The sequence below is a fragment of the Mucilaginibacter pedocola genome, assembly GCF_002013915.1.
GTDB lineage: Bacteria > Bacteroidota > Bacteroidia > Sphingobacteriales > Sphingobacteriaceae > Mucilaginibacter > Mucilaginibacter pedocola.
Genome location: NZ_MBTF01000001.1, coordinates 794,769 through 814,790 on the forward strand (window position 1 = coordinate 794,769; position 20,022 = coordinate 814,790).

Below are 20,022 nucleotides of genomic sequence, written 5' to 3' on the forward strand. Positions count from 1 at the left end.
CGATAATTTTTATGTATTAATGCGCTGCGGAAGCGCTAATTTTCTAACCCAGCCATTATTGATTTGTTTGCTCAACAATGTTTTTAATATAACCCTTTTTCAACAGAAAAGGTATTACGTGCTTACCGGCCAATTTAACGGCATCTGATGAACCTTTTGTGGACTCGATACGCACGCAAACCACAATATTGCCGCTGCCTTTTTGCTTCGGCGCGAAGAATACGTACCAGCCATCGTTTATCTGCTGTTTCTTCCAGATACGTTCTGGCGTACCGGTTTTACCGGCTACCGACATGCCGAGCGTGTAAACCTTTGGTGCGCTTTGCTCTATCATATAATGGCGCATCAGTGCAGCGTATTTAGGGTCGTTAGCGAGCTTAATACCCGGCTTAACCGAAGTAGCAGAATCGCTGAATTTAAGTACATAGCGGTTAGTTGGCATCGTGCCCGCATTGGCAATACCCGCGGCCACCCTTGCCACAGCGGCAGGCGTGGCTATCAGCTCGCCCTGCCCCCAGGACATACCCGAGATGCCCTTAGCGCGCGTGCGGCGGATATTATTCGGGTCGTACCGGGGCTTGGTGTTGAACTCGGTTTTGCGCCACAATTCGCGCCATTTTTCTTCCTGCGCGGCATTTTCCTGCTGCCTGCCATAATAATAACCTCCCACGCCATGTAAAAACATACCGGTTTTTAGGTACAGCGTAGCCATTTCTTCCTGTAAATGCTCCTCGTTGGCCAGTTTGATAAAGTAAACGTTGTTGGATTTAGCTACCGCAGCTTCCAGCGTAATAGTACCTGTTTCATCCGGCTCGATGCCTTTGGTACGGATACGTTCGCCTTCGCTTACGTGGAAAGTACGTTTTTCTGCCGCCATGCCTAATTTATTGAACGACGCCAGCGAAGTAACCAATTTAGCGGTAGAACCCGGCTGCGTTGCCAGGGTAAAGCCCAAGTCCGTTGTAGTCATCCAATTGGCCAACTGGTTTTGCTCGTAGGTGCTCATGGTTAGTTTTTCCCAATCGTGTATAGGCGGCAGCGGGTACATAGATGATGCCAGCACATCGCCGGTGTTCGATTCCATCACTACTACTGATACACGGTTGTCCAGCAGCGAGGTATCGGTTTCCATCGACTTTTGAATACTGGTTTGTAAGCCCGCGTCCATGGTCAACTGCACATCGCGGTTACGGTTCTTGAAGGAATCTACGGCGGTGCTATTTAATCCTGCTAATAACAAAGGCGACAACGCGCTGTAATCGCGTTTTACCACCGTCATTTCTTTTACGCCGCGAGCCAAAAAGCGGTCCTCGCGGTATCGGTTAGCGGTTACATTGTAATTGGTTGTGGGCAGTTTAAAGCCCCGCAATTCGGCGGCATGCTCGTATTCCGCAAAGTAGCCGTTAGGGCTGCCGTTGAACACGCCGGAGTTATCATCTCCCGTCCAAAAGAACATTTGCTCTTCGAAGGGGTAATAGCGGCTCAGCCTTTTGTGCATCGCCGAATCGATATTGTAATTGCCCACACCTGCCGTTTCCAGTTTTGCCATTTGTTTTTTCACCAGTTCAGGTTTGCTGGTAGCCAGCAAAACACCATCACGGTCGTAAATAGAACCAGCCTGCAGCCTGTTCATCAAGATAGCGATACGTGGGTTATAGCTGAACATACGTGCACCGCTTTTATCGGCAACCAAAGCCGGCTGCACCACCCACTTTTTGTTATTGAACAAGTAGCGGGATACGCTTACTGTAAGCAATGTAACACCCATTATGGCTGCTATCAAAGCTGGTACAAGGTTTTTATCCTGCTGATTAGAGATATATTTCATTTGCACGGGCGTACCGCGGACTAAGGATGCCGAGAGCAAAAAGCCTGACGCCAAAAGGTTAGCCACCAACGACGAACCACCATAGCTTTGAAATGGCAATGATACCCCCGACAAAGGCAATGCCCCTGTAGAGCCACCAGCAATAAGCAGGAACTGTACAAAGGTTGATACCCCCACCCCTGCGCATAAATAAAACAGGAACGGCGTGCCCGTGCGCCGCCCAATGATGATGGAGCGGTGCAGGTAAAGCAGGAACAGCAGGAAGATACAAACAATACCCGTCCAACCGAACTCCTCGCCCATAGAGGGCAATATCATATCCGTATGTGCCTCGGGTATGGTTTTGGCGAAACCTTCGCCTACACCCTGGCCGGATACGCCGCCGCTGCTCATGGCCCATAATCCGTTGGCTACCTGGTCGCCGCCGTACACTTCGTTATTCCATGGGTCGGTCCAGATGGCTTTACGGTCAACCAAACGCTGCACGGGGCCGGGGAATAGTTTTCCTAAGTATGGTATTTGGTCGATAGTTAAGAACGCAGCCATAATAACCAGCACCATAATGGCCGATTCGCTGAGTTTGCGGCGCTGAAATATCATCAACAAGGCAACAATTCCCGCGGTAACCAAAGCCGATAGCCAAACATTCTTTAATATCCAAGAGCATAGTACGTATATCACCACCGCTATGGCCATGAACATAAAATCGCCACGCGAGAACGAGAACAGGGCGATGAAGGTAAAACATACCACCATTGCCGGCCCAAGGTCACCCAGCAGCAGGAAAAGCATGAGTGTTACCAAAATGGCTATCAGCGCAAAGGCGAAGAACGAGCCGCGTTTTGTCCAGGTGGTATATTCGCTTATCATCTTCTCGTTGGCAGCAAAAAATCCCGCCAGGAAAAGGATGATGAGGTATTTAACAATTTCGCTGGGCTGAAAACCGAAGAGGTTAACCTTCACCCCGCTCCCCTCAGGACCGGTACCGAATACGATGGTGAGCGCCAGCAAGCCAGCGGCTATTACCACCCATGGCCAGCCATTTGCAGCACGCTGGTTGTTTTTGAAGATAACCAAACGGTACAACCAGGAATCGACAGTAAAGCGGCGCATCTTGAAGAACAGCATTACCAGTAACGCGCCTAATCCGATGCCTAAATATGTTAAGGAATCCTTAGCCAGGAAGCGGTCGCGCAGTGGGTCTTGAAGGCTTAGCAGGGTAATAAAAGATAACCCCGTGAGTATCATCACTACGGGCAGAACTATCTGGTCGGCAGCAGGGAAACGCCATGAGAGTATCAAATGCACGAATAGGAAAGCTGCAATAAAGCTGCCTGCGATGATCCAAAACCAGGTATTAAACTCGGCAGGTGTACGGATGATGAGCGATTTCTCTTTCTTCAGGATATTAAAATCGCGGGTAGAGAACAACCGGATAGTATGCGGGGCCTGCGAGAAGTTAAATACAGCATCCTCATCCAAATTCTCTGTTCCTTGAGATGTACCGAACTGGAAACCCGGCTGCAAGGGCAATACTTTGAATGCTTTGCCGGCAGGCAAATGGTTAAAGTGGTAAGTACCCGAGCCGTCGGTACGGGCGTAAGATGTAAGCTCCTGTAGTTTTTTGCCCGTGATATCAGTAAAGAAAGTTTTGCGGAAACCTTCGCCCTGCTCGGTTTTGGTTTTTACCTCGTCGGTTTCTTCATCCGTGTAAATGCTATCTTGCGGCAATATCATATCCAACCGAACCAATACGCCGGGTACGGGCTCCTTTTTGTTGAATATGCTGCCGCTAATGTTCAGCTCACCCAGGCCAAGGTCGGTTTGCGCGGGCAGATGCATGGCGGTATTACGTTCGCTTACAAATAGCAACGAATCTTCGCCGGTATAGCCCAGCAGCGAGCGAGAGGCTGTTACACGTTTCTTGAAAGACTCGCCCCCTGCTTCAAAAGCATCATCGGCAACTACGTAGTATTTCTTTTTATTCAGCTCGCCAATGTTGTCAATTTTATCGCCTGTGCCGATGTTATCGCCTACGGTTTTGGTGATCAGGTCTATGTCTTTTTTATCGTCGAAGTAATAGCCGCGGGTTAGCAGTTTATGGATATTGCCGGCAGGGTCTTTATCGTTCAGGTTCACCATGGTGCCATCGGCAAGACGTTTTTCTACATCCGCAAAGCGCAATTGCAATACGGTATGCAGCCTGAAAAACAATGCACCAAAAAATATGGCTACGAGTAATAAAAATACCCGCTCTTTGCCGCGGCCGGGCTTAATTTCTTGCGGCTTACCTTGTTCCATTGGCGGGTTTGGGGGCTTTACTTACAGAATCGGCATACAGCACCGTAATAGGGAAACCTTCGGTAACGGGTTTATTTGAAGGCAAAATGAATGAGCGCAACACGGGCGTAACACAATCTACGAACTGCACATTACGCAGGTGAAAGTCGGTGTTATAAGTGCTTATACCCACGTTGAAGCCTTGCAGTTTAACATTCTCTAAACCAATAGCTTTTGCGCTTTTATTTACAGCAAATGCGGGGCCATGGTAAGCCGTATCGCATTGTAGGGTAAGGCCGCTTTTGCCTTTCACTTTAATGAATACACGCGGTTTGCTAATGTCCAACGTATCGCTAATAATAACGGGTTGTTTAAACAAGGTATCTACTAAGGTGACAGTATCGCCCTTAGCCATATTTATGGCGTTCTGAATTTTTATCTCCTGCTCGTTACGTGACTGTTTTTCGGGCTTTATGGCTACAGTGTTGTCTACGACGGGTTGCTTATCCAGTTCTTTTTGCCATTGCATGTAGTAGTACAGCGCTGCGCCTGAAAAAGCAAGGCACAAAATGGTGATGAAAACACTGTACAAACTGCTTCTTTTTTGGGGCATAGCTTTTTGTTTATCAGTCTCAATAGCGGCTTTTGCTGCCTTGTATTCTTTCTTTACCTCGGCTACCGGTTCAGTGTTTTTTTTTATGTCGACCGTTGGGGCAACCTGCGGGCGGTTTTGCGATGCCTTGTCGTTATACACCAATACCACGGTAACATTATCGTGCCCGCCGTTTTTATTGGCGGCATTTATGAGTTGTGTAGCCTTTTCTTCCAAAGACGTATTCTGCGTGATAATTGCAGTAATATCAGCCTTGTTCACCATATCTGTTAGCCCGTCGCTGCAAAGCAATAGCATGTCACCGGGCAAAAAAGGCGACTGGCCGGTTTCTATAAAACTCTCATCTGCATCTATTTGCGTAGTAAAACCTAAAGCCTTATTTATCTCATTCCGCTTAGGGTGGTCCATCGCCTCTTTCTCCGTCAGCCTACCCGAATCTTCCAGAAAACCCACGAAGGAATGGTCTTTAGATATCTTCACCAGCGTGGTATCGCGCAGCAAATACAAACGGGTATCACCTACATGAGCGTAGTAGAACAAGTTGTTCTGGATATCAACCACCGCCATAGTAGCCACGCAGGCCATGCCATCCAACTCCTTCACCTCCGCTTTTTTTGCCGAAATAGCGTTATTGGCCAGCTTGAAGGAATCTATCATGGCCGGGATAACCTGCGTATGGTTCTCGTTCAGGTAATCTATCATTTGCTGGCGGGCGATGGCCGCTGCGACTTCGCCCCCGTTATAGCCGCCAACGCCATCAATTACTGCGGCTAATGTTAGCTGCCCGCTGAGGCGCTGCGCAATAAAGGTATCCTCGTTATTGCTGCGTACCTTGCCGGTATCGGTCAGTCCAAAAAAGTTTTCAGCCATTTGTTTTACCGGAGTTTTTAATATCGATAAAATGTGTTGCCAGCAGGCAAACCACCATTACCAATAAGCCTATGGATAATATTTGCGACATACCTTTTTACGCTTTAAACAGGTTTAAACCAATAATGCCGTTCAGTAATATGCGCGAGTTTACGGGCAACTCTACCCATTTTGGTGCGTTGATATCGCTGGTGGGTACCGCCATCTCGTTCAATGTGGTCATCTCGCCAAAGGATGCTAAATAAAATTTACCATCCGCTTTGTTGTAGCGCACCTGTAAATGCGGAGTGTTCACCCATTCGCTGGGTACTTTAAAAATGCTTTGCTCTTCGCGGGTTTCGTCGCTGCCCGATACAATCATGTCGTCATCCTTCATCAAATATTCCACCTTTTTACCGGCGAATTGCTTATCGGGTATAATGGTTTCGAAACGGGCGATGCTTTTGCTTTCGGGTTTGATGGCTTCCTTCTCGCTGTATTCCAAGTCTTCCTGGTAAGGTATTTCAAAGTAGCCCTCGCTGTAATAGATAAAGCCTTTCAGTATATCCTGGTTCACATCAAAAGTTTGGGCTATACCGGTTTGGCGGGGAATGAAGGTTACTCTTAAATTCTCTTCCTTTTTGGCGGGCTGGTTATTGTTACCGGGCAGCAGTTTGCCCATAAAGCCTTTATCACCGCGCTGGTAATCGGGGTGCGATACGAGGCGGAAAACCCATTTAGAGCCCGATGGCTCTACCTTTTTGCCGGCTGTTCGGTATTCCTGCAATATCTCGTAAAACTTCTTTACGGTTTCCTGCACGATCAACCCGAAAAGCCCCTGCTTATTCTCGATGAACTCTTTGTAGTCCTCGGCATTAAAACTGATGATGAACTCGTGGTAAAATACCACGCGGTCGGCAAAAGAAAGGTCCTTTATCGAGTCGCGGAATTTCTCTACAATGTAGGTGTAAACACTATCGGGCGTAAGGGGCGGTATTTTGCCGTTAACGCCTGTGCTCTCTTTGGTTAAAAACCAATCCTGTATACCAATACGCTGCCAAAAACTTGGTTTCGCTTCCATTTATTGCTTTAAGATTCGAATATGGTTACTGAACATACACCCCAACCAGATGTTTTGATGCTGCCCGGCTATAATTTTAAACGTTTATTACTGGTTGCCCGATGTATCTATCGTTGCACTATCTTTTGCTGCCTGTGCAGCCCTTGCTGCGCGCGCCGTACTATCAATGGATGCTTTTATCAAACTATCGCGTACATGCTTCAACGAATCGGCGCGGCGCTGGCGTTCTTCGTAAAAACCATTCGCCGGCATATCTCCCTGCGGGTTCTCCATACGGGCGGTATCGCCGGTGTTTTGCTGCGTTGTATCCTGCTGGGTAGCGTTATTTGGTAAACGGGCATCCTTTTTATAAAATGCAGCATACACCGAAAAGCCCACGAACAGCACCAACAGAGCCACTAGCCCATTGAAAGCCAGTTTTGATATCAACATTTTTGATGGGTCGGCAGGTACGGATTCTGCTGAAATAACTTCCGTTGAGACTTCTGCCGATTGTAACTCCAATACCTGTTCCTGCAAGCGTTTATTCTCTGCCTTTAACGCGTCAATATTTGCTTTTGATATACCTGCAATGCCCGTACCAACCGTGCCCTGCGCTGCCGATATACTACCGCTTATAATGGCATCGTGCAATTCCTGCCCGTCGGCATAGCGGTCTTCGGGTTTCTTTTGCAGGCATTTGCTTATCAGGTTAAGCAACCATGCCGGCACCTGCATTTCCTGGCGCATCTTCTGCTCGGGCCATTCTTCGGGCAGGGCAAGCTTGCGGGCTTTTATAGGGTCGGGCACCTCGCCTTCCATGTGGCCCAGCATTACGGCATTGCGGCCAGTATCACCCTCGCCGGTTAGCGGGAATGGTACGTCGCCGGTAAGTAATTCGTAAAGGATAACGCCGTAACTGTACACATCGGTTTGCATCAGCATTTTGCCTTCGTGCTGCTCGGGTGCCATAAACTCGGCAGCTCCTGCATGGCGTATGCTGGTGCGACGCTGTTCCTCGCTCATGATGGCCAAACCAAAATCGAGCAGTACGTAATTACCAGTATGGATATTATACTTTACGTTGTTGCTTTTAATATCGCCATGCTTTACCCCTACATTATGGCAATGCGCTAAAGCACAGCTCAATTGGTCGGCTACTTTAAGTAATTCTTTTATGGCGAATATTTTATCATGAGGCGGGGCCAGCAACTCGTTAAGGTCGGGCCCATCGATATACTCCATCTCGATATAGGGGAAAGAGCCGCTCTCGGTAACGCCCGAGCTTAATATTTTTACGATGTTGGGGTTAGGTATCTCGTTTACCTTTTGCAGTTTGGCAACCTCGTTCTGAAAATTGCGGTAGTTTTTATCGTCGCCGCTTTCGGTATGTATGGGGGTTGGTATCAGCTTCACGGCCGAGTAGATGGTACCCGTTCGCTTACCTTTATATACCGAACCCTGGCCGCCTGTGCGCAGTGCGCCAAGGTTTTCTAAACCCTCTGCTATTGTAAATACTTTACTCATGTATGCTGTTAAAATAACCGTTGCCCGTATAACGGTATACCTGCTATGAAATTACAATAAAGCGGGCCGATTGTTGTGTGTAATTCAAAAAATGTTGCAGTGAATATAAGCTTTGCCTGCTTGAGAGACGGCAAAAAGTGAAAGTACCCACGCTTTTGAAAACTATTTTTTCGAGCCGAAAATGCTTTTTGCTATGGTTAAAAACAGATTCATCAGTTTTATGGCGGTGGCATTGTGGCGGTATACTTCCCATAAAAATATTGTGGTAAAAAGCAGTGCACCCAAAGCGGTGAGCAGCGCATAAAGCGTAGTTTTGGGTATGTATAGTTTAGATGGATGCGCCAGTAACTCGGTTTCCTGTATTTTATCCAACGCTGCTTGTATATCTTTATCGCGGCCATATTCGTCCTTACCGTTTTCGCGTAGCAATTCGTTCAGGCGGCTGTGGTGAAGTTTCACCTGGTCGTTAAGGTAATAGGCCTTATTCTCGTCGGCAAGGTTGGCGGCGGGTTGGGCGTTGTACAGCAATATCATTTCAGATATCAGCCTGTCCTGCAGTTGGTTTTTTATGAGTTGCAGCTTCAGGCTCCACTCTATTTCGGCATATTGCTTATCGCTCTCTACCACGGGGGCGATAGGCTCCATTCGGGTTTGGTGTACCGACAATGCATCGTACAGCTCCAAAGCATCGGCAAAGCGGTCGGCCGGGTTTTTCTCCAGGCATTTGGCCACAACCTTCAGCATCCAGTCGGGCACCTTCAGTTCTGCGGCCATTTTATCCTTTGCCCAGTTATCCGGCAAATTGGTTTTGCGCTTTTCCAATAAGTCGGGCACAGGGCTTTCCATCTGCTTTAGCATTAACGCATTTCGGGCAGCTTCGTTATTGGCTTTTAACACAAACGGCACTTCGCCTGCCAACAGTTCGTAAAGGATAATGCCGTAACTGTAGATATCGCTTTGGGGCAGCATCTTGCCATCGTACTGTTCCGGCGCCATAAACTCCACCGCGCCTGCGTTGCGCATACTGCTGCGGCGCTGTTCTTCGGTCATGATGGCCAGTCCGAAATCGAGCAGTACATAGTTGCCGGTATGGAGGTTATATTTTACGTTGTTGCTTTTCAGGTCGCCATGTTTTACGCCCAGGCGGTGGCAATGGGCTAAGGCACTGGCCAGTTGGTCGGCAACTTTTAGGGCTTCTTTCAGGGTGAATACCTTATCGTGAGGGGGCAATAGTAGTTCGCTCAGGTCGGGCCCGTCAATAAACTCCATCTCAATGAAGGGGAACGAGCCACTCTCGGTAAGTCCGGAGCTTATTATTTTTACGATATTGGGATTGGGTACCTCGTTTACCTTTTGTAGTTTGGCTACCTCGTTCTCGAAGTTGCGGTAGTTTTTATCGTCGCTGTTCTCGGTATAAATGGGCGTGGGTATCAGTTTCACTGCCGAGTATATTGGCCCCATGCGCCGCCCCTTATAAACCGAACCCTGGCCGCCGCTGCGCAGCGCACCCAAATTCTCCAGCCCCTCTGCAATGGTAAAAACTTTGCTCATTTATTGTGCTAATATAATTAACCGACGGGAATATAGACTATGGCGGAGGGAGAATGTAAAAGCATCAACAAGTATTATTGCACTGATTTTAGATAAGCACGTCATGCCGAAATTTTTTCGGTACCCCACACGGCAGGTAGCGTTCATGCAAAGCGGCTTAGCATTGTGGCTTGTATGATGGGGTGCTGAAATAGGTTCAGCATGACGTTTTTATACAATTAACTCCGCTGCAAAATTCAGGCACCTATTTTTTCTTCAGCCTGTTAACATATATTTGCCCAAATGAAGATACTCCTGGTAGAAGACGAAGCAAAGCTGGTTTCCATTATTCAGCGCGACCTTACCGCCGAAGGGCATGAGCTAAGCGTTGCTTTGGATGGCACCACGGGCCTGCAAATGGGGCTTAAGGGCGACTTTCAAGTCATCATACTGGATGTTATGCTACCCGGCATCAACGGAATAGAAGTTTGCCGGCGGTTGCGGCAATCTGAAGTAACGGCCTCTATATTGATGCTTACCGCGCTGGGGACTACCGAAAACGTGGTATCGGGTCTGGATAGCGGTGCTGATGATTACATGGTAAAGCCCTTTAGCCTGGCCGAACTGAATGCACGCCTGCGCAGTTTCGCACGCCGCAGCGGCATAGGTGCCCCCACTCCCAACCTGCTGCAGGTTGCCGATCTTTCCATCAATACCGATGAGCGTGTTGTAAAACGTAGTGGCAAAATCATCGCCCTGTCGGCCACCGAATACCGCCTGTTGGAGTTTTTACTACGTAACCGCAATAAAATGCTCTCGCGTATTGAGATATTGGAGAATGTTTGGAATATCGACTTCAATATGGGTACCAATGTGGTGGATGTATACATCAATTACCTGCGCAAAAAAGTGGATAAGGATTTTGAACCAAAACTAATACACACTGTAGTGGGCATGGGTTACATCTTTAAAATCCAGGAAGGATGAGCATACAGCGAAAGGTTGCCTTGATGTTTTTGGGGCTTACAGTATCTATCATCCTGATGCTCAGCAGCGCTATTTTCTATTTCGCTCACCAATTTGCTTTCGACGACTTTTATAAAAGACTGGAGGCCAGGGTTAATATAGCTTCGGAAATATACCACAGCGATGATAAAGATAGCGTTAGTATGGTAAAAGGTATACGCCAACGCTATCTGGAGGTGCTATCTTCCGAAAAGGAATACACCATAAAACCGGCCGATTACAAAAAGTCGCATATACATGGCGTGCCACAGGAATTGGCCAACAGCATCATGGCCGATGGGCGTACAAGGTTCAAGAAAGATAATGTTTTTTATGCCGGTAATATTTTCCGTGTAGGCGATGATGAGGTAATGATCATAGTATCGGCAAGGGACCCATACGGCTTGAACGAGTTGAATAACCTGGAGCAGGTGCTTATTATCGGTTTCCTGGCATCTATCCTGTTGGCTTATTTTGTTGGTACGCGATTCTCTTATCATACTTTTCAGCCGGTACGCAAGATCATCAAAAAAGTAAACGGCATTACCGCAAGCAACCTGCACATGCGGCTGGAACTTTACGCGGGCAAAGATGAAATTGCCGAGCTTACCCAAACCTTTAATGATATGCTCGACAGGCTGGAGACCGCCTTCGAAACACAGAACAATTTTGTGAGCAATGCCTCGCACGAATTACGCACCCCACTTGCTGTAATAAAAGGCGAAGCCGAACTTGCGCTAAAGCAGTTGAACACACCCGGTGCCGATGCTAAAAAAACCCTGAACGAGATATTAATTGGTGCACAAAGCCTGCAGGATATTCTAACCAGTTTATTAGGGTTAGCTCAAACCGGGTTCGATGGTAAAAAACAAAGCTGGGAGCAAATACGTGCCGACGAGTTGGTTTGGATGATCAAAGAATCGGCAGATAACATTATCCCCGAGAATAATATAAATATCGATCTGGCAGCATTGCCCGAGGATGAAAACCGCCTGGTTATTATGGGTAATATTAACCTGCTGCGGTTGGCGCTTAGCAACATAGCCTTAAATGCCTGCAAGTATTCGGATAATAAACCTGTAACCATCTCTATATTTGCCGAGAATAAAAGTGTTATTATCAGCATTAAAGACGAAGGTATTGGCATACCCGAGGGCGATGTGCAGCATATCTTCGAACCATTCTTCCGGGCATCTAACACCGGCAAGTTTGAAGGGCATGGTGTTGGGCTGCCACTGGCGCTAAATATTGTAAGGCTCCACAAAGGGAGTATAGCTATTGCATCTAAAGTGGATAAGGGGACTACTATAAGGGTGATGTTGCCGGTGTACGCAGGGTAGTTTGATCTATATAAAATTTGCTTGTCATCCTGAGCGATAGCGAAGGATCTGTTAGCCACAATGCATTAACCAATTTGCAAATCGGCGATCAGATGCTTCGTCCCTCAGCATGACAAAGGCCCGATATTTCCAGCACCTTTTACAATATTCCTAATTGGTTTACAGATATTTAAAACTCTAATCAGTTTCTAATCTTCCTCTTATATCGTTCTAATGGCCGGTGCCGAATATTGTATCAAACAATAAATAAGCATTACCATGAAAACAACAAACATCCTAATCCCAACCGATTTTAGCTTAGAGTCGTTACAGGCTGTACCAGCATTGATACAGCAGCAACCGGGGCAGAAGTTTAACATCACAATGGTAAATTTCCTTGGTTTGTCTGATTCTATTTCCGACTTGCTGATGCTATCGCGCCGCAGCCGCGAATACGAATATGTTACACAAGAGTTTTTAGACGAGCTTACTCGCCTAAGCCGCGAATACGGCGAATACATTGAAAGCCTGCAAACGGAGTTTTTTTACGGCAACACCGTGGCGCTTTTCAAAAACTACCTGGAGGCAAGGGATATAAACCAAATTGCACGCCTTAAACAGTTTAGCTACATTAAGCTTACACCAATGAGCAACGAGCCGGACGCGTTTTTAGACCGTGCCAAATGCCCGATAGTTGACCTGATACCTTACATTACGGTACAGCCAACAAAAATTAAAGCGCTGCACAGCACCGACCAGTTAGAGCTTGAGCAGGTGTAAGCTATTGTTGCACATCTTTAAACATTACACCTATGTTACTCAAAGATAATATCCCTGTAAAATACGTGGTAGGCAAAATAAAAGGCGAGTTGTTGCTGGTGGCCGCATACGCTGTATTAATAGCTGCGTTCCACCATTATTTCCCAACGCTGCGTATATCCATACCCATAGCGGTGCCTTCTATACTGGCAACTATTATATCGTTGCTGCTGGCCTTCCGCTCTAACCAGGCGTATGACCGTTGGTGGGAAGCCCGTGGCATTTGGGGGGCCATTGTTAACGATTCGCGTTCGCTTACCCGCCAGCTTATCACTTTTTTGGATAGCGGTAACGAAGAAGCCGAGCATTTTAAAAACCGATTTGTTAAAAGGCAAATAGCCTGGTGCTACGCGCTAAGCCAATCGTTAAGGGGGCAAAATGCTTACGTACGCAGTGCCGAGCTGTTGGTAGACGAAGAAGTGAAATTTACACGCAGGTACTCTAATATGCCCAACAGCCTGATGAAGTTACATGGCTTGGATACCCGCTTGGCTTACAAAAATGGATGGCTTACCGATTACCAGCAGGTGGAAGTTGACCGTACGCTAACCCGCCTTTGCGATGCCATGGGTAAATGCGAACGCATCAAAAACACGGTGTTTCCGTCTACCTATAGTTTGTACATCCATTTTTGCTTGTACTTATTTATTATGCTGTTGCCATTTGGGTTGATAGAGTATTTCGGCCTGTTTGAGGTACCGCTGATCATTGCTATAGCTGCTGCATTTTTACTTGTAGAGAAAATGGCGATCCATTTGCAGGATCCATTTGAGAATAAACCAAGCGATACGCCCACAACAGCCATATCGCAAACCATTGAACGCGACCTGAAACAAATGTTAAACGACAGTAACCTGGAGGCCGTGTCTCTCCCCAACAAAACAGTGAGAGACGAGGCTAAAGTGTTTTACATCCTTTAACTCGGTTTTAATTTCAATGTAAAGGCCTTCCTTGGGGGCTTGGAAGGCCTTTTTTTAAACTTAATTGAATGCGCTACCGGAAGCAAAAGTTAAACGATAGTACCCCGGCGGCCGTGTCTCTTTCTCCTTACAAAGCGGAGAGAGACGAGGCTAAGGTGTACATACTTTAACTCGGTATTTAAATTCAATGTAAGGCCTTCCTTGGGGGCTTGGAAGGCCTTTTTTAAACTCTTAATTGAGTTGCCCCGCAGACTTGAAAAATGTACGGTAGTACTGTCGCCGTGTCCTTCGCCCAAAATATTAGCGCGAGAGACGAGGCTAAGGTATTAAGTACTTTAACTCGGTCTTAATTTCAATACAAAGGCGTTCTCAGGGGGCTGGAACGCCTTTTTTAAACTCTTAATTGAGTTTGCCCCACGATCGGAAAAGTACGGTAGCACCGTCGCCGTGTCTTTCGCCCTAAATATTATGGCGAGAGACGAGGCTAAGGTATTACGTACTTTAACTCGGTCTTTAAATTCAATACAAAGGCGTTCTCAGGGGGCTGGAACGCCTTTTTTATTTTATCTGCGTTTCTGCTTTTATAGCATCGCCCTTTTTAACAGTGCTAAAATCAAAGTTTTGATAGTATTTATCCTGCGGAATTTCGATGTTCATACCCGTAAGGTTAGCTATCTCTACCATTACTTTTGCAACCTTCACATCAGTAACATGCCCGCCTTTGCTTTTATCTGCACTCAGGAAGTGAAAATGAAAATAGGCAATGGTAACGCTGCTTAAATACGCGGGCAGTTTAAAACCCATTAGCGTGCCCTTTACATTCTCCGTAGTAAAGAATTTCTGTTTGTCCAGCATGCTCGCCAGTGGTAAAAACGGTTCCGTAGTTACCGGCGGAAAGGCACGTGTTTTCACCAAAGCAAATTCACCGGTGATGCGTACGGCATAAAGGCCATTGGCTTTGGTTAGATATTGGTTTATCTGCGCGAAGGCATCTTTTTTATCGGCAGGCGTGTTAATGTAAAAAACGGTATCTGCTTTAAAGTTAGTTGATAATACCAATGGCACTTTAGCGGTATCGGCCATAACGGTGGTTTGGCCTGTAGAGCGGCTTTGGTAGGCTTTACCATCCAGTATCATTAATTCGCCGTCAAGCATATCCGGAGCGCCAAGGCCAAAATCGCCATGCGGTTTCATATCCTTTACGGTAAGCGTACCATGGTAAAGCCCGGCTAAAAAGGCATCGGCAATGCCGTACTGGTAAAATTGGTTGTACTGTTTCTTTTGGGCGCTGAGTTGCAGGCTTAGCAAACACAGCAGGCACGCGAATAAGGTTTTCATGAGGGATGTAAAATATTGCGTAAGTTATTCATAAAACACACTTTACACAACAAATTTACCGCGCCCCAAACATTTGTTAACAAACATTGTCCTTTACACTTTAAAGGAATATATGGATACAGCTACACCCAAACCGGCGCCACGCCCCAAACGCGAGTTAAATTATATACAAAAAGTATGGTATACCGTAGGTATAGTGGCCCTGCTGGTTATTGTGGTTTTAATAGCCCGGGTGGCCTTTAATGTATTGTTGATGGTGCTCTCAGCAACGCTTATCTCCACATACTTTCATGGTTTGGGTAATATAATCCAACGCAAATTAAAATGCGGGCGCAAAGCGGCCATGATACATTCGGTAGGCGGTTCGTTCACTATCATTGGTGTGCTTTTATGGTTTATGGGTACCAAATTACAGGCGCAGGTTGCGCAATTGAGCCATTCGTTGCCCGGCACTATTAATTCGGCACGGGCCAAACTTGCTGAAACACCCATAGGCCAGCAGGTGCTAACTTACCTTGATGATAATTCGGGCAAAATATTTATCACCGCCCAACACTTCTTCAGTACCAGTTTTGGTGTGCTGGGCAACATTTATATCATCTTATTCCTGGGGATATTCTTTACCGTAAGCCCGTCTGTGTACAAAGACGGCTTTATGATCATCATCCCGCCTGAAAAAAAGGAGCTTTGGGCCTGCATTATGGACCGCATCAACTTTTCGCTTAAAGGATGGCTTAAAGGCATGCTGTTATCAATGGTGCTGATATTTATTATGCTCACCATCGGGCTTACCATTATGGATATACCTGCTGTGTTGGTGCTGGCGCTTTTTGCAGGTATGCTGAAGATCATCCCCAACTTCGGGTCAATGGTAGCTATGATACCGGGCGTGTTGCTGGCGCTTACTGTGAGCACCAATACCGCCATTATTGTAGCGCTCATTTACATGGTATCGCAAACCATTGTAAGCAATATTGTAACACCAATTATCCAAAATAAGATCATCAACCTCCCTCCCGCTTTAACCATCATCAGCCAGGTAATAATGGGGACGCTATCGGGGGCATTAGGCATTATTTTGGCCGTGCCGCTATTGGCTATAGTAGTAATATTAGCCGACGAACTTTATGTTAAAAAAATAAACGAAGGCAACCCAAAACCGGAGATAGATGCGAAGCATGTGCCACTGGCGGATTAATTGGAAGTCCGAAAGTCTGAAGTCCGCAGTCCAAAGAAGAAAAGATTGATAAGAATGTTCGTCTTCTGACTTTCCGACCTCGGACTTCCGACTTAAAACCTACTCCACCACCTCGTAAATGGTAACCATATTGGCTTTGTTCTTCAGCTTTACTTCGCCTATTTTTTGGCAATTGAACGATTCTTTTGCTTTCTCGTAAGTAGCTTCAGAAATAATGATTTGCCCGCCTTTTGCTGCCGATTGCAGGCGCTGTGCCATGTTCACGGCATCGCCTATTACGGTGTAATCCAAGCGTTTTAAAGAAGCAGAACCAATATTGCCCGATACCACTTCGCCTGAATTAATACCGATGGCTACCTGTGGTTGGTATGTTTTATCGCCCGCAGTAACAGGCTGCATTTCGGCTATGTGAGAGCGGGCGGCTAATGCAGCATCAATTGCCCTATCTAAATGGTATTCGCCACGGAAAACAGCCATTACGGCATCGCCCATAAATTTATCAACCAAACCGCCCTGGGCCACTATCTCTTTTACAATTTTATCGAATATGTTGTTGATGAGCGTAACCACTGTATTAGCCGGAACGTTCTCAGTAATAGCGGTAAAACCACATACGTCAACAAACATCATGGTAGCCTCCAGCACCTCGTTTTTTAGCAGGCTGGTTTCAAACTCTTTATGCGTCATAAAGTTGAGAACGTTCTCGTCAACGTACATCTTCAGTATGTCGTTCTCTTTAATGGCTTTAATGGTTTCCTGCAGTTGCCTTACATGCTGTATGGTTTTTTCCATGGTAAGGTCAAGGTCCTCAAAGTCAACGGGCTTGGTCACAAAATCAAATGCGCCGCGGTTCATGGCCACGCGGATGTTTTGCAGGTCACCATATGCCGAAACCACTACTGCCTTCAGCATAGGGTTAGCTTCGGGCAGGCGGCTAAGCAGGGTAAGCCCATCCATTACGGGCATGTTTATATCGCTCAGGATAATATCCAGGTCGGGGTGCTCTTTTACTTTCTCGAGGGCTTCTTCGCCATTCTGGGCAAAAACAAATTCGTAAACGTTCTCCCGTATCTTCTTGCGGAACTTCTGTTTTACCAGCAGTTCCAGGTCAGCCTCATCATCTACTACTAATATCTTGGCCATTATTGCTCCGTAAAGGTTTTAAGTTTTTCTTTTAACAGGTTAAAATCAAGCGGCTTGGTCAAAAAGTCGTCGGCGCCTTTCTCCATGGCCTGGCGATGGTTCTCTTCGTCGCCATAGGCAGTTATCATCATTACTACAGGTGGCGGCGGGGTATCAAAATCTTCACGAATGTGCGTAAGCAATTCCAACCCGCTCATGCCCGGCATGTTAATGTCACTAAGAATGAGTACTACTTCTGATTGTTTATCGTGCAGGAAAGTAAGCGCTGCCTCGCCCGACTGGGCAAAATTAAATTCTATCTCGTTGTTGCGTATCTCTTTACGGAAACGCTGTAAAAAAAGCGGTTGTACATCCGCCTCATCATCTACTACCAGTATTTTCATAAGCTGTGTAAATATAATTCTTTTAGGTTGTGGCGGGGATAGAAATTGTAAATTCGGTGTATTCGCCCTCCACACTGTCTATCTCAATTTTGCCATTGTGCGCCTTTACCACAATATCGTAACTTAATGATAAGCCCAATCCGGTACCCTCGCCTGTGGGTTTGGTGGTAAAAAAGGGCTGTAATATTTTATCGCGAATGGCTTCTGGAATACCTGTGCCGTTATCACGGACAGAAGCCCCCCAGCCCCCTGAAGGGGGAGTAAAAGTTTTTATGATAAGGATTGGCTTGTACCCGGCTCCCGCTGTTTTCTGCTTTTGCTGCATGGCGTAAAAGGCATTGGTGAACAGGTTGAGCAGTACCCGGCCTATGTCTTGAGGCACCACTTTTACCAATGGCAAACTATCGCCAAATTTGGTTATCAGTTCCGCATTGAAGCTTTTGTCTTTTGCGCGCAGGCCATGATAGGCCAGGCGCAAGTACTCATCCGTAAGTTGGTTAAGGTTTGTGGGCTCTTTGGCGCTACTGCTGGCACGGCTATGCTGTAGCATGCCTTTTACAATGCCATCGGCGCGTTTACCATGATGCAATATCTTTTCCAGGTTTTGTTTTACATCGCCGGCTATTGCAATGGCTTCTTCTTTATCGCCATTGGTAAGTTCTATCTCCAGTTCATCTAACAGCTCGGCGCTTACTTCCGAGAAATTGTTAACGAAGTTTAGCGGGTTTTGTATCTCGTGCGCAATGCCGGCGGTTAACTCACCCAGCGATGCCATTTTTTCGGACTGGATCAATTGTGCCTGCGTTTGTTTCAGCTCATTTAACGACTGATGCAATTCGGCGGTACGTTCGGCCACCTGGTGCTCCAATACTTCTTTTTGCGATGCGATAAGTTGCAGGCGTTCTGCCTCAGCCTCCCTTTCGATGCGTTCTTTCTCCAGCGCTTCTTGCAGTACCTGTTTTTGCAGGGTTTGAAAACGTTGAATCATCTTCCACAAAAACAGTATCACCAACCAGTAAAAGCAAAGCAAGGTAATATCCGACCCACTGTCGTGAATAAACATCACGAACCAGTTGCGCGATGCGCCGCTGCCATAAGCAATATCGGCCACCAAATAAATAAGGCCAATAACAAGAAATGGCAGCGCGGTAACCAGCTTAAACATTTTATCCTGCCTGCTGCGGAAGAGGCTGAATGACAATACGGCCAATGAGTTGAGGATAAATACCGATACTATCGTTGATGTAATAATGGATACCCAGGCCATACCTATCCTTTGCGGCCATAGCATGATCAGGAAAGCGGGGAAGATGCAATAACTAAGGTAATTGCTCCACTTATGCCATCGAGGAAAAAGGGCTGCCGAATCATAAAAATCTGACAAGAACTTCCATAAAAAGAAACCGGCGAACATAGCCAATTCGGCATTGTAACGTGCCAATTCGGGCATCTCCCTTAAAAACACATCGGCTATAGGGAAGTTACCTGCCAGCAAGGTATAGCACAGGCCGAACAAGGCAAAGTACAGGTAAACCTTTTCGCGGCTTACAAAAAAGAAGAAAACATTCACCAGCGACGCCAATATCAGTATCCCGCATAAAAACGCAATAATGCTTATATCAACAAGATGCCCCTCATAAAAATCGATGGCATCCTGCGCTTCGTTATGTAACAGTTTAAACACCGGCTGAGTACTGGTACGCCTTTCGAGCCGGAAGTTGATGTATTGCCTTTCGTAGAACGTGAGTTCTTCCCCCGGAGCCAAGGTGAATACCGCCCGCCGGAAGCGTTTAAGCCCCGAACGTTGCGAGAACGGTACATTGTACCCGGTGGTTTTTTGTGTAACTCGCCCGGCACTGTCTATTGCAAAAACGTCGAAACGCGATATCGAGCTACCGATGGCCACATTAAGCGGTTTCGCCATGGAATTTTTGATGCGGTAATTGAGCCAGTAAACATTTATCGAAAAATCCTTCATACGGAAGAATTCTTCCTTCAACTGCGGGAAGGCCATTGCCCTTACCTGCTTTAAGGTAAGTTTTTCAGATGGGTCGGGCAGGATCTTATAGTACGGGCTATCGAGCCAATAGATGGATGCCGTGTCGGTTTTTATTTCGTAAACAGGTGGTTGCCCTGTTTGCGCATGGGCACCGGCAGAAAGCAAGATGAAAAGTAAACAGAAATGTAAAAATATCTTCATCAACCTTGGT

At 46.6% G+C, this 20,022-nt stretch carries 14 protein-coding genes; 5 read left to right on the forward strand and 9 right to left on the reverse strand.

Going from position 1 to position 20,022, the window contains the following annotated elements; translation table 11 throughout:
* Positions 1-55: 55 nt before the first annotated feature.
* From BC343_RS03590 to BC343_RS03610, 5 genes are all read right to left on the reverse strand, one after another.
* Complete coding sequence (locus tag BC343_RS03590; RefSeq protein WP_078346337.1) at positions 56-4,129, reverse strand: FtsW/RodA/SpoVE family cell cycle protein; 4,074 nt, start codon at positions 4,127-4,129, stop codon at positions 56-58.
* Positions 4,116-5,591 carry a PP2C family protein-serine/threonine phosphatase gene (locus BC343_RS03595; RefSeq protein ID WP_078346338.1) on the reverse strand — a complete coding sequence of 492 codons (1,476 nt, stop codon included), beginning with the start codon at positions 5,589-5,591 and terminating at the stop codon, positions 4,116-4,118. Before BC343_RS03595 ends, BC343_RS03590 begins: the two co-directional genes overlap by 14 nt.
* A gap of 97 nt (positions 5,592-5,688) precedes the next feature.
* Entirely contained in the window at positions 5,689-6,651 is a 963-nt protein-coding gene (locus tag BC343_RS03600; RefSeq protein WP_078346339.1) for a hypothetical protein, read from the reverse strand.
* Positions 6,652-6,738: 87 nt separating this feature from the next.
* Complete coding sequence (locus BC343_RS03605) at positions 6,739-8,157, reverse strand: serine/threonine protein kinase (protein WP_078346340.1); 1,419 nt, start codon at positions 8,155-8,157, stop codon at positions 6,739-6,741.
* Positions 8,158-8,319: 162 nt separating this feature from the next.
* On the reverse strand, positions 8,320-9,708 hold the full coding sequence (locus BC343_RS03610; protein WP_078346341.1) for a serine/threonine protein kinase: 1,389 nt from the start codon (positions 9,706-9,708) through the stop codon (positions 8,320-8,322).
* 282 nt (positions 9,709-9,990) lie between these two features.
* Here BC343_RS03610 and BC343_RS03615 point away from each other — a divergent pair, with 282 nt between their 5' ends.
* The 4 genes from BC343_RS03615 (at position 9,991) to BC343_RS03630 (ending at position 13,750) form a co-directional block, all read left to right on the forward strand.
* The gene (locus BC343_RS03615; protein WP_078346342.1) at positions 9,991-10,674 is read left to right on the forward strand and encodes a response regulator transcription factor; all 684 of its coding nucleotides are present in this window, start codon (positions 9,991-9,993) and stop codon (positions 10,672-10,674) included.
* Positions 10,671-12,032: a HAMP domain-containing sensor histidine kinase gene (locus tag BC343_RS03620; protein ID WP_078346343.1), complete on the forward strand. Its 1,362-nt coding sequence runs from the start codon at positions 10,671-10,673 to the stop codon at positions 12,030-12,032. The genes BC343_RS03615 and BC343_RS03620 overlap by 4 nt, the downstream gene beginning before the upstream one ends.
* A gap of 258 nt (positions 12,033-12,290) precedes the next feature.
* On the forward strand, positions 12,291-12,791 hold the full coding sequence (locus tag BC343_RS03625; RefSeq protein WP_078346344.1) for a hypothetical protein: 501 nt from the start codon (positions 12,291-12,293) through the stop codon (positions 12,789-12,791).
* Between the two features lie 32 nt (positions 12,792-12,823).
* Complete coding sequence (locus BC343_RS03630; RefSeq protein WP_078346345.1) at positions 12,824-13,750, forward strand: bestrophin family protein; 927 nt, start codon at positions 12,824-12,826, stop codon at positions 13,748-13,750.
* Between the two features lie 558 nt (positions 13,751-14,308).
* Here the strand turns inward: BC343_RS03630 and budA are convergent.
* On the reverse strand, positions 14,309-15,088 hold the full coding sequence (budA, locus tag BC343_RS03635; protein ID WP_078346346.1) for an acetolactate decarboxylase: 780 nt from the start codon (positions 15,086-15,088) through the stop codon (positions 14,309-14,311).
* A 112-nt stretch (positions 15,089-15,200) separates the two neighbouring features.
* Between budA and BC343_RS03640 the strand changes: the two genes are divergently transcribed.
* Complete coding sequence (locus BC343_RS03640) at positions 15,201-16,286, forward strand: AI-2E family transporter (RefSeq protein ID WP_078346347.1); 1,086 nt, start codon at positions 15,201-15,203, stop codon at positions 16,284-16,286.
* Positions 16,287-16,385: 99 nt separating this feature from the next.
* Here the strand turns inward: BC343_RS03640 and BC343_RS03645 are convergent, their stop codons facing one another.
* Genes BC343_RS03645 through BC343_RS03655 form a run of 3 tightly spaced genes read right to left on the reverse strand, consistent with a single transcriptional unit; the run spans position 16,386 to position 20,012 of the window.
* Complete coding sequence (locus BC343_RS03645) at positions 16,386-17,429, reverse strand: adenylate/guanylate cyclase domain-containing protein (RefSeq protein ID WP_202909716.1); 1,044 nt, start codon at positions 17,427-17,429, stop codon at positions 16,386-16,388.
* Positions 17,429-17,812 (reverse strand): response regulator, encoded by a 384-nt coding sequence (locus BC343_RS03650; protein WP_078346349.1) that lies wholly within the window; start codon positions 17,810-17,812, stop codon positions 17,429-17,431. The genes BC343_RS03645 and BC343_RS03650 overlap by 1 nt, the downstream gene beginning before the upstream one ends.
* Positions 17,813-17,834: 22 nt before the next feature.
* Positions 17,835-20,012: a sensor histidine kinase gene (locus BC343_RS03655; RefSeq protein WP_078346350.1), complete on the reverse strand. Its 2,178-nt coding sequence runs from the start codon at positions 20,010-20,012 to the stop codon at positions 17,835-17,837.
* Between the last annotated feature and the right edge of the window lie 10 nt (positions 20,013-20,022).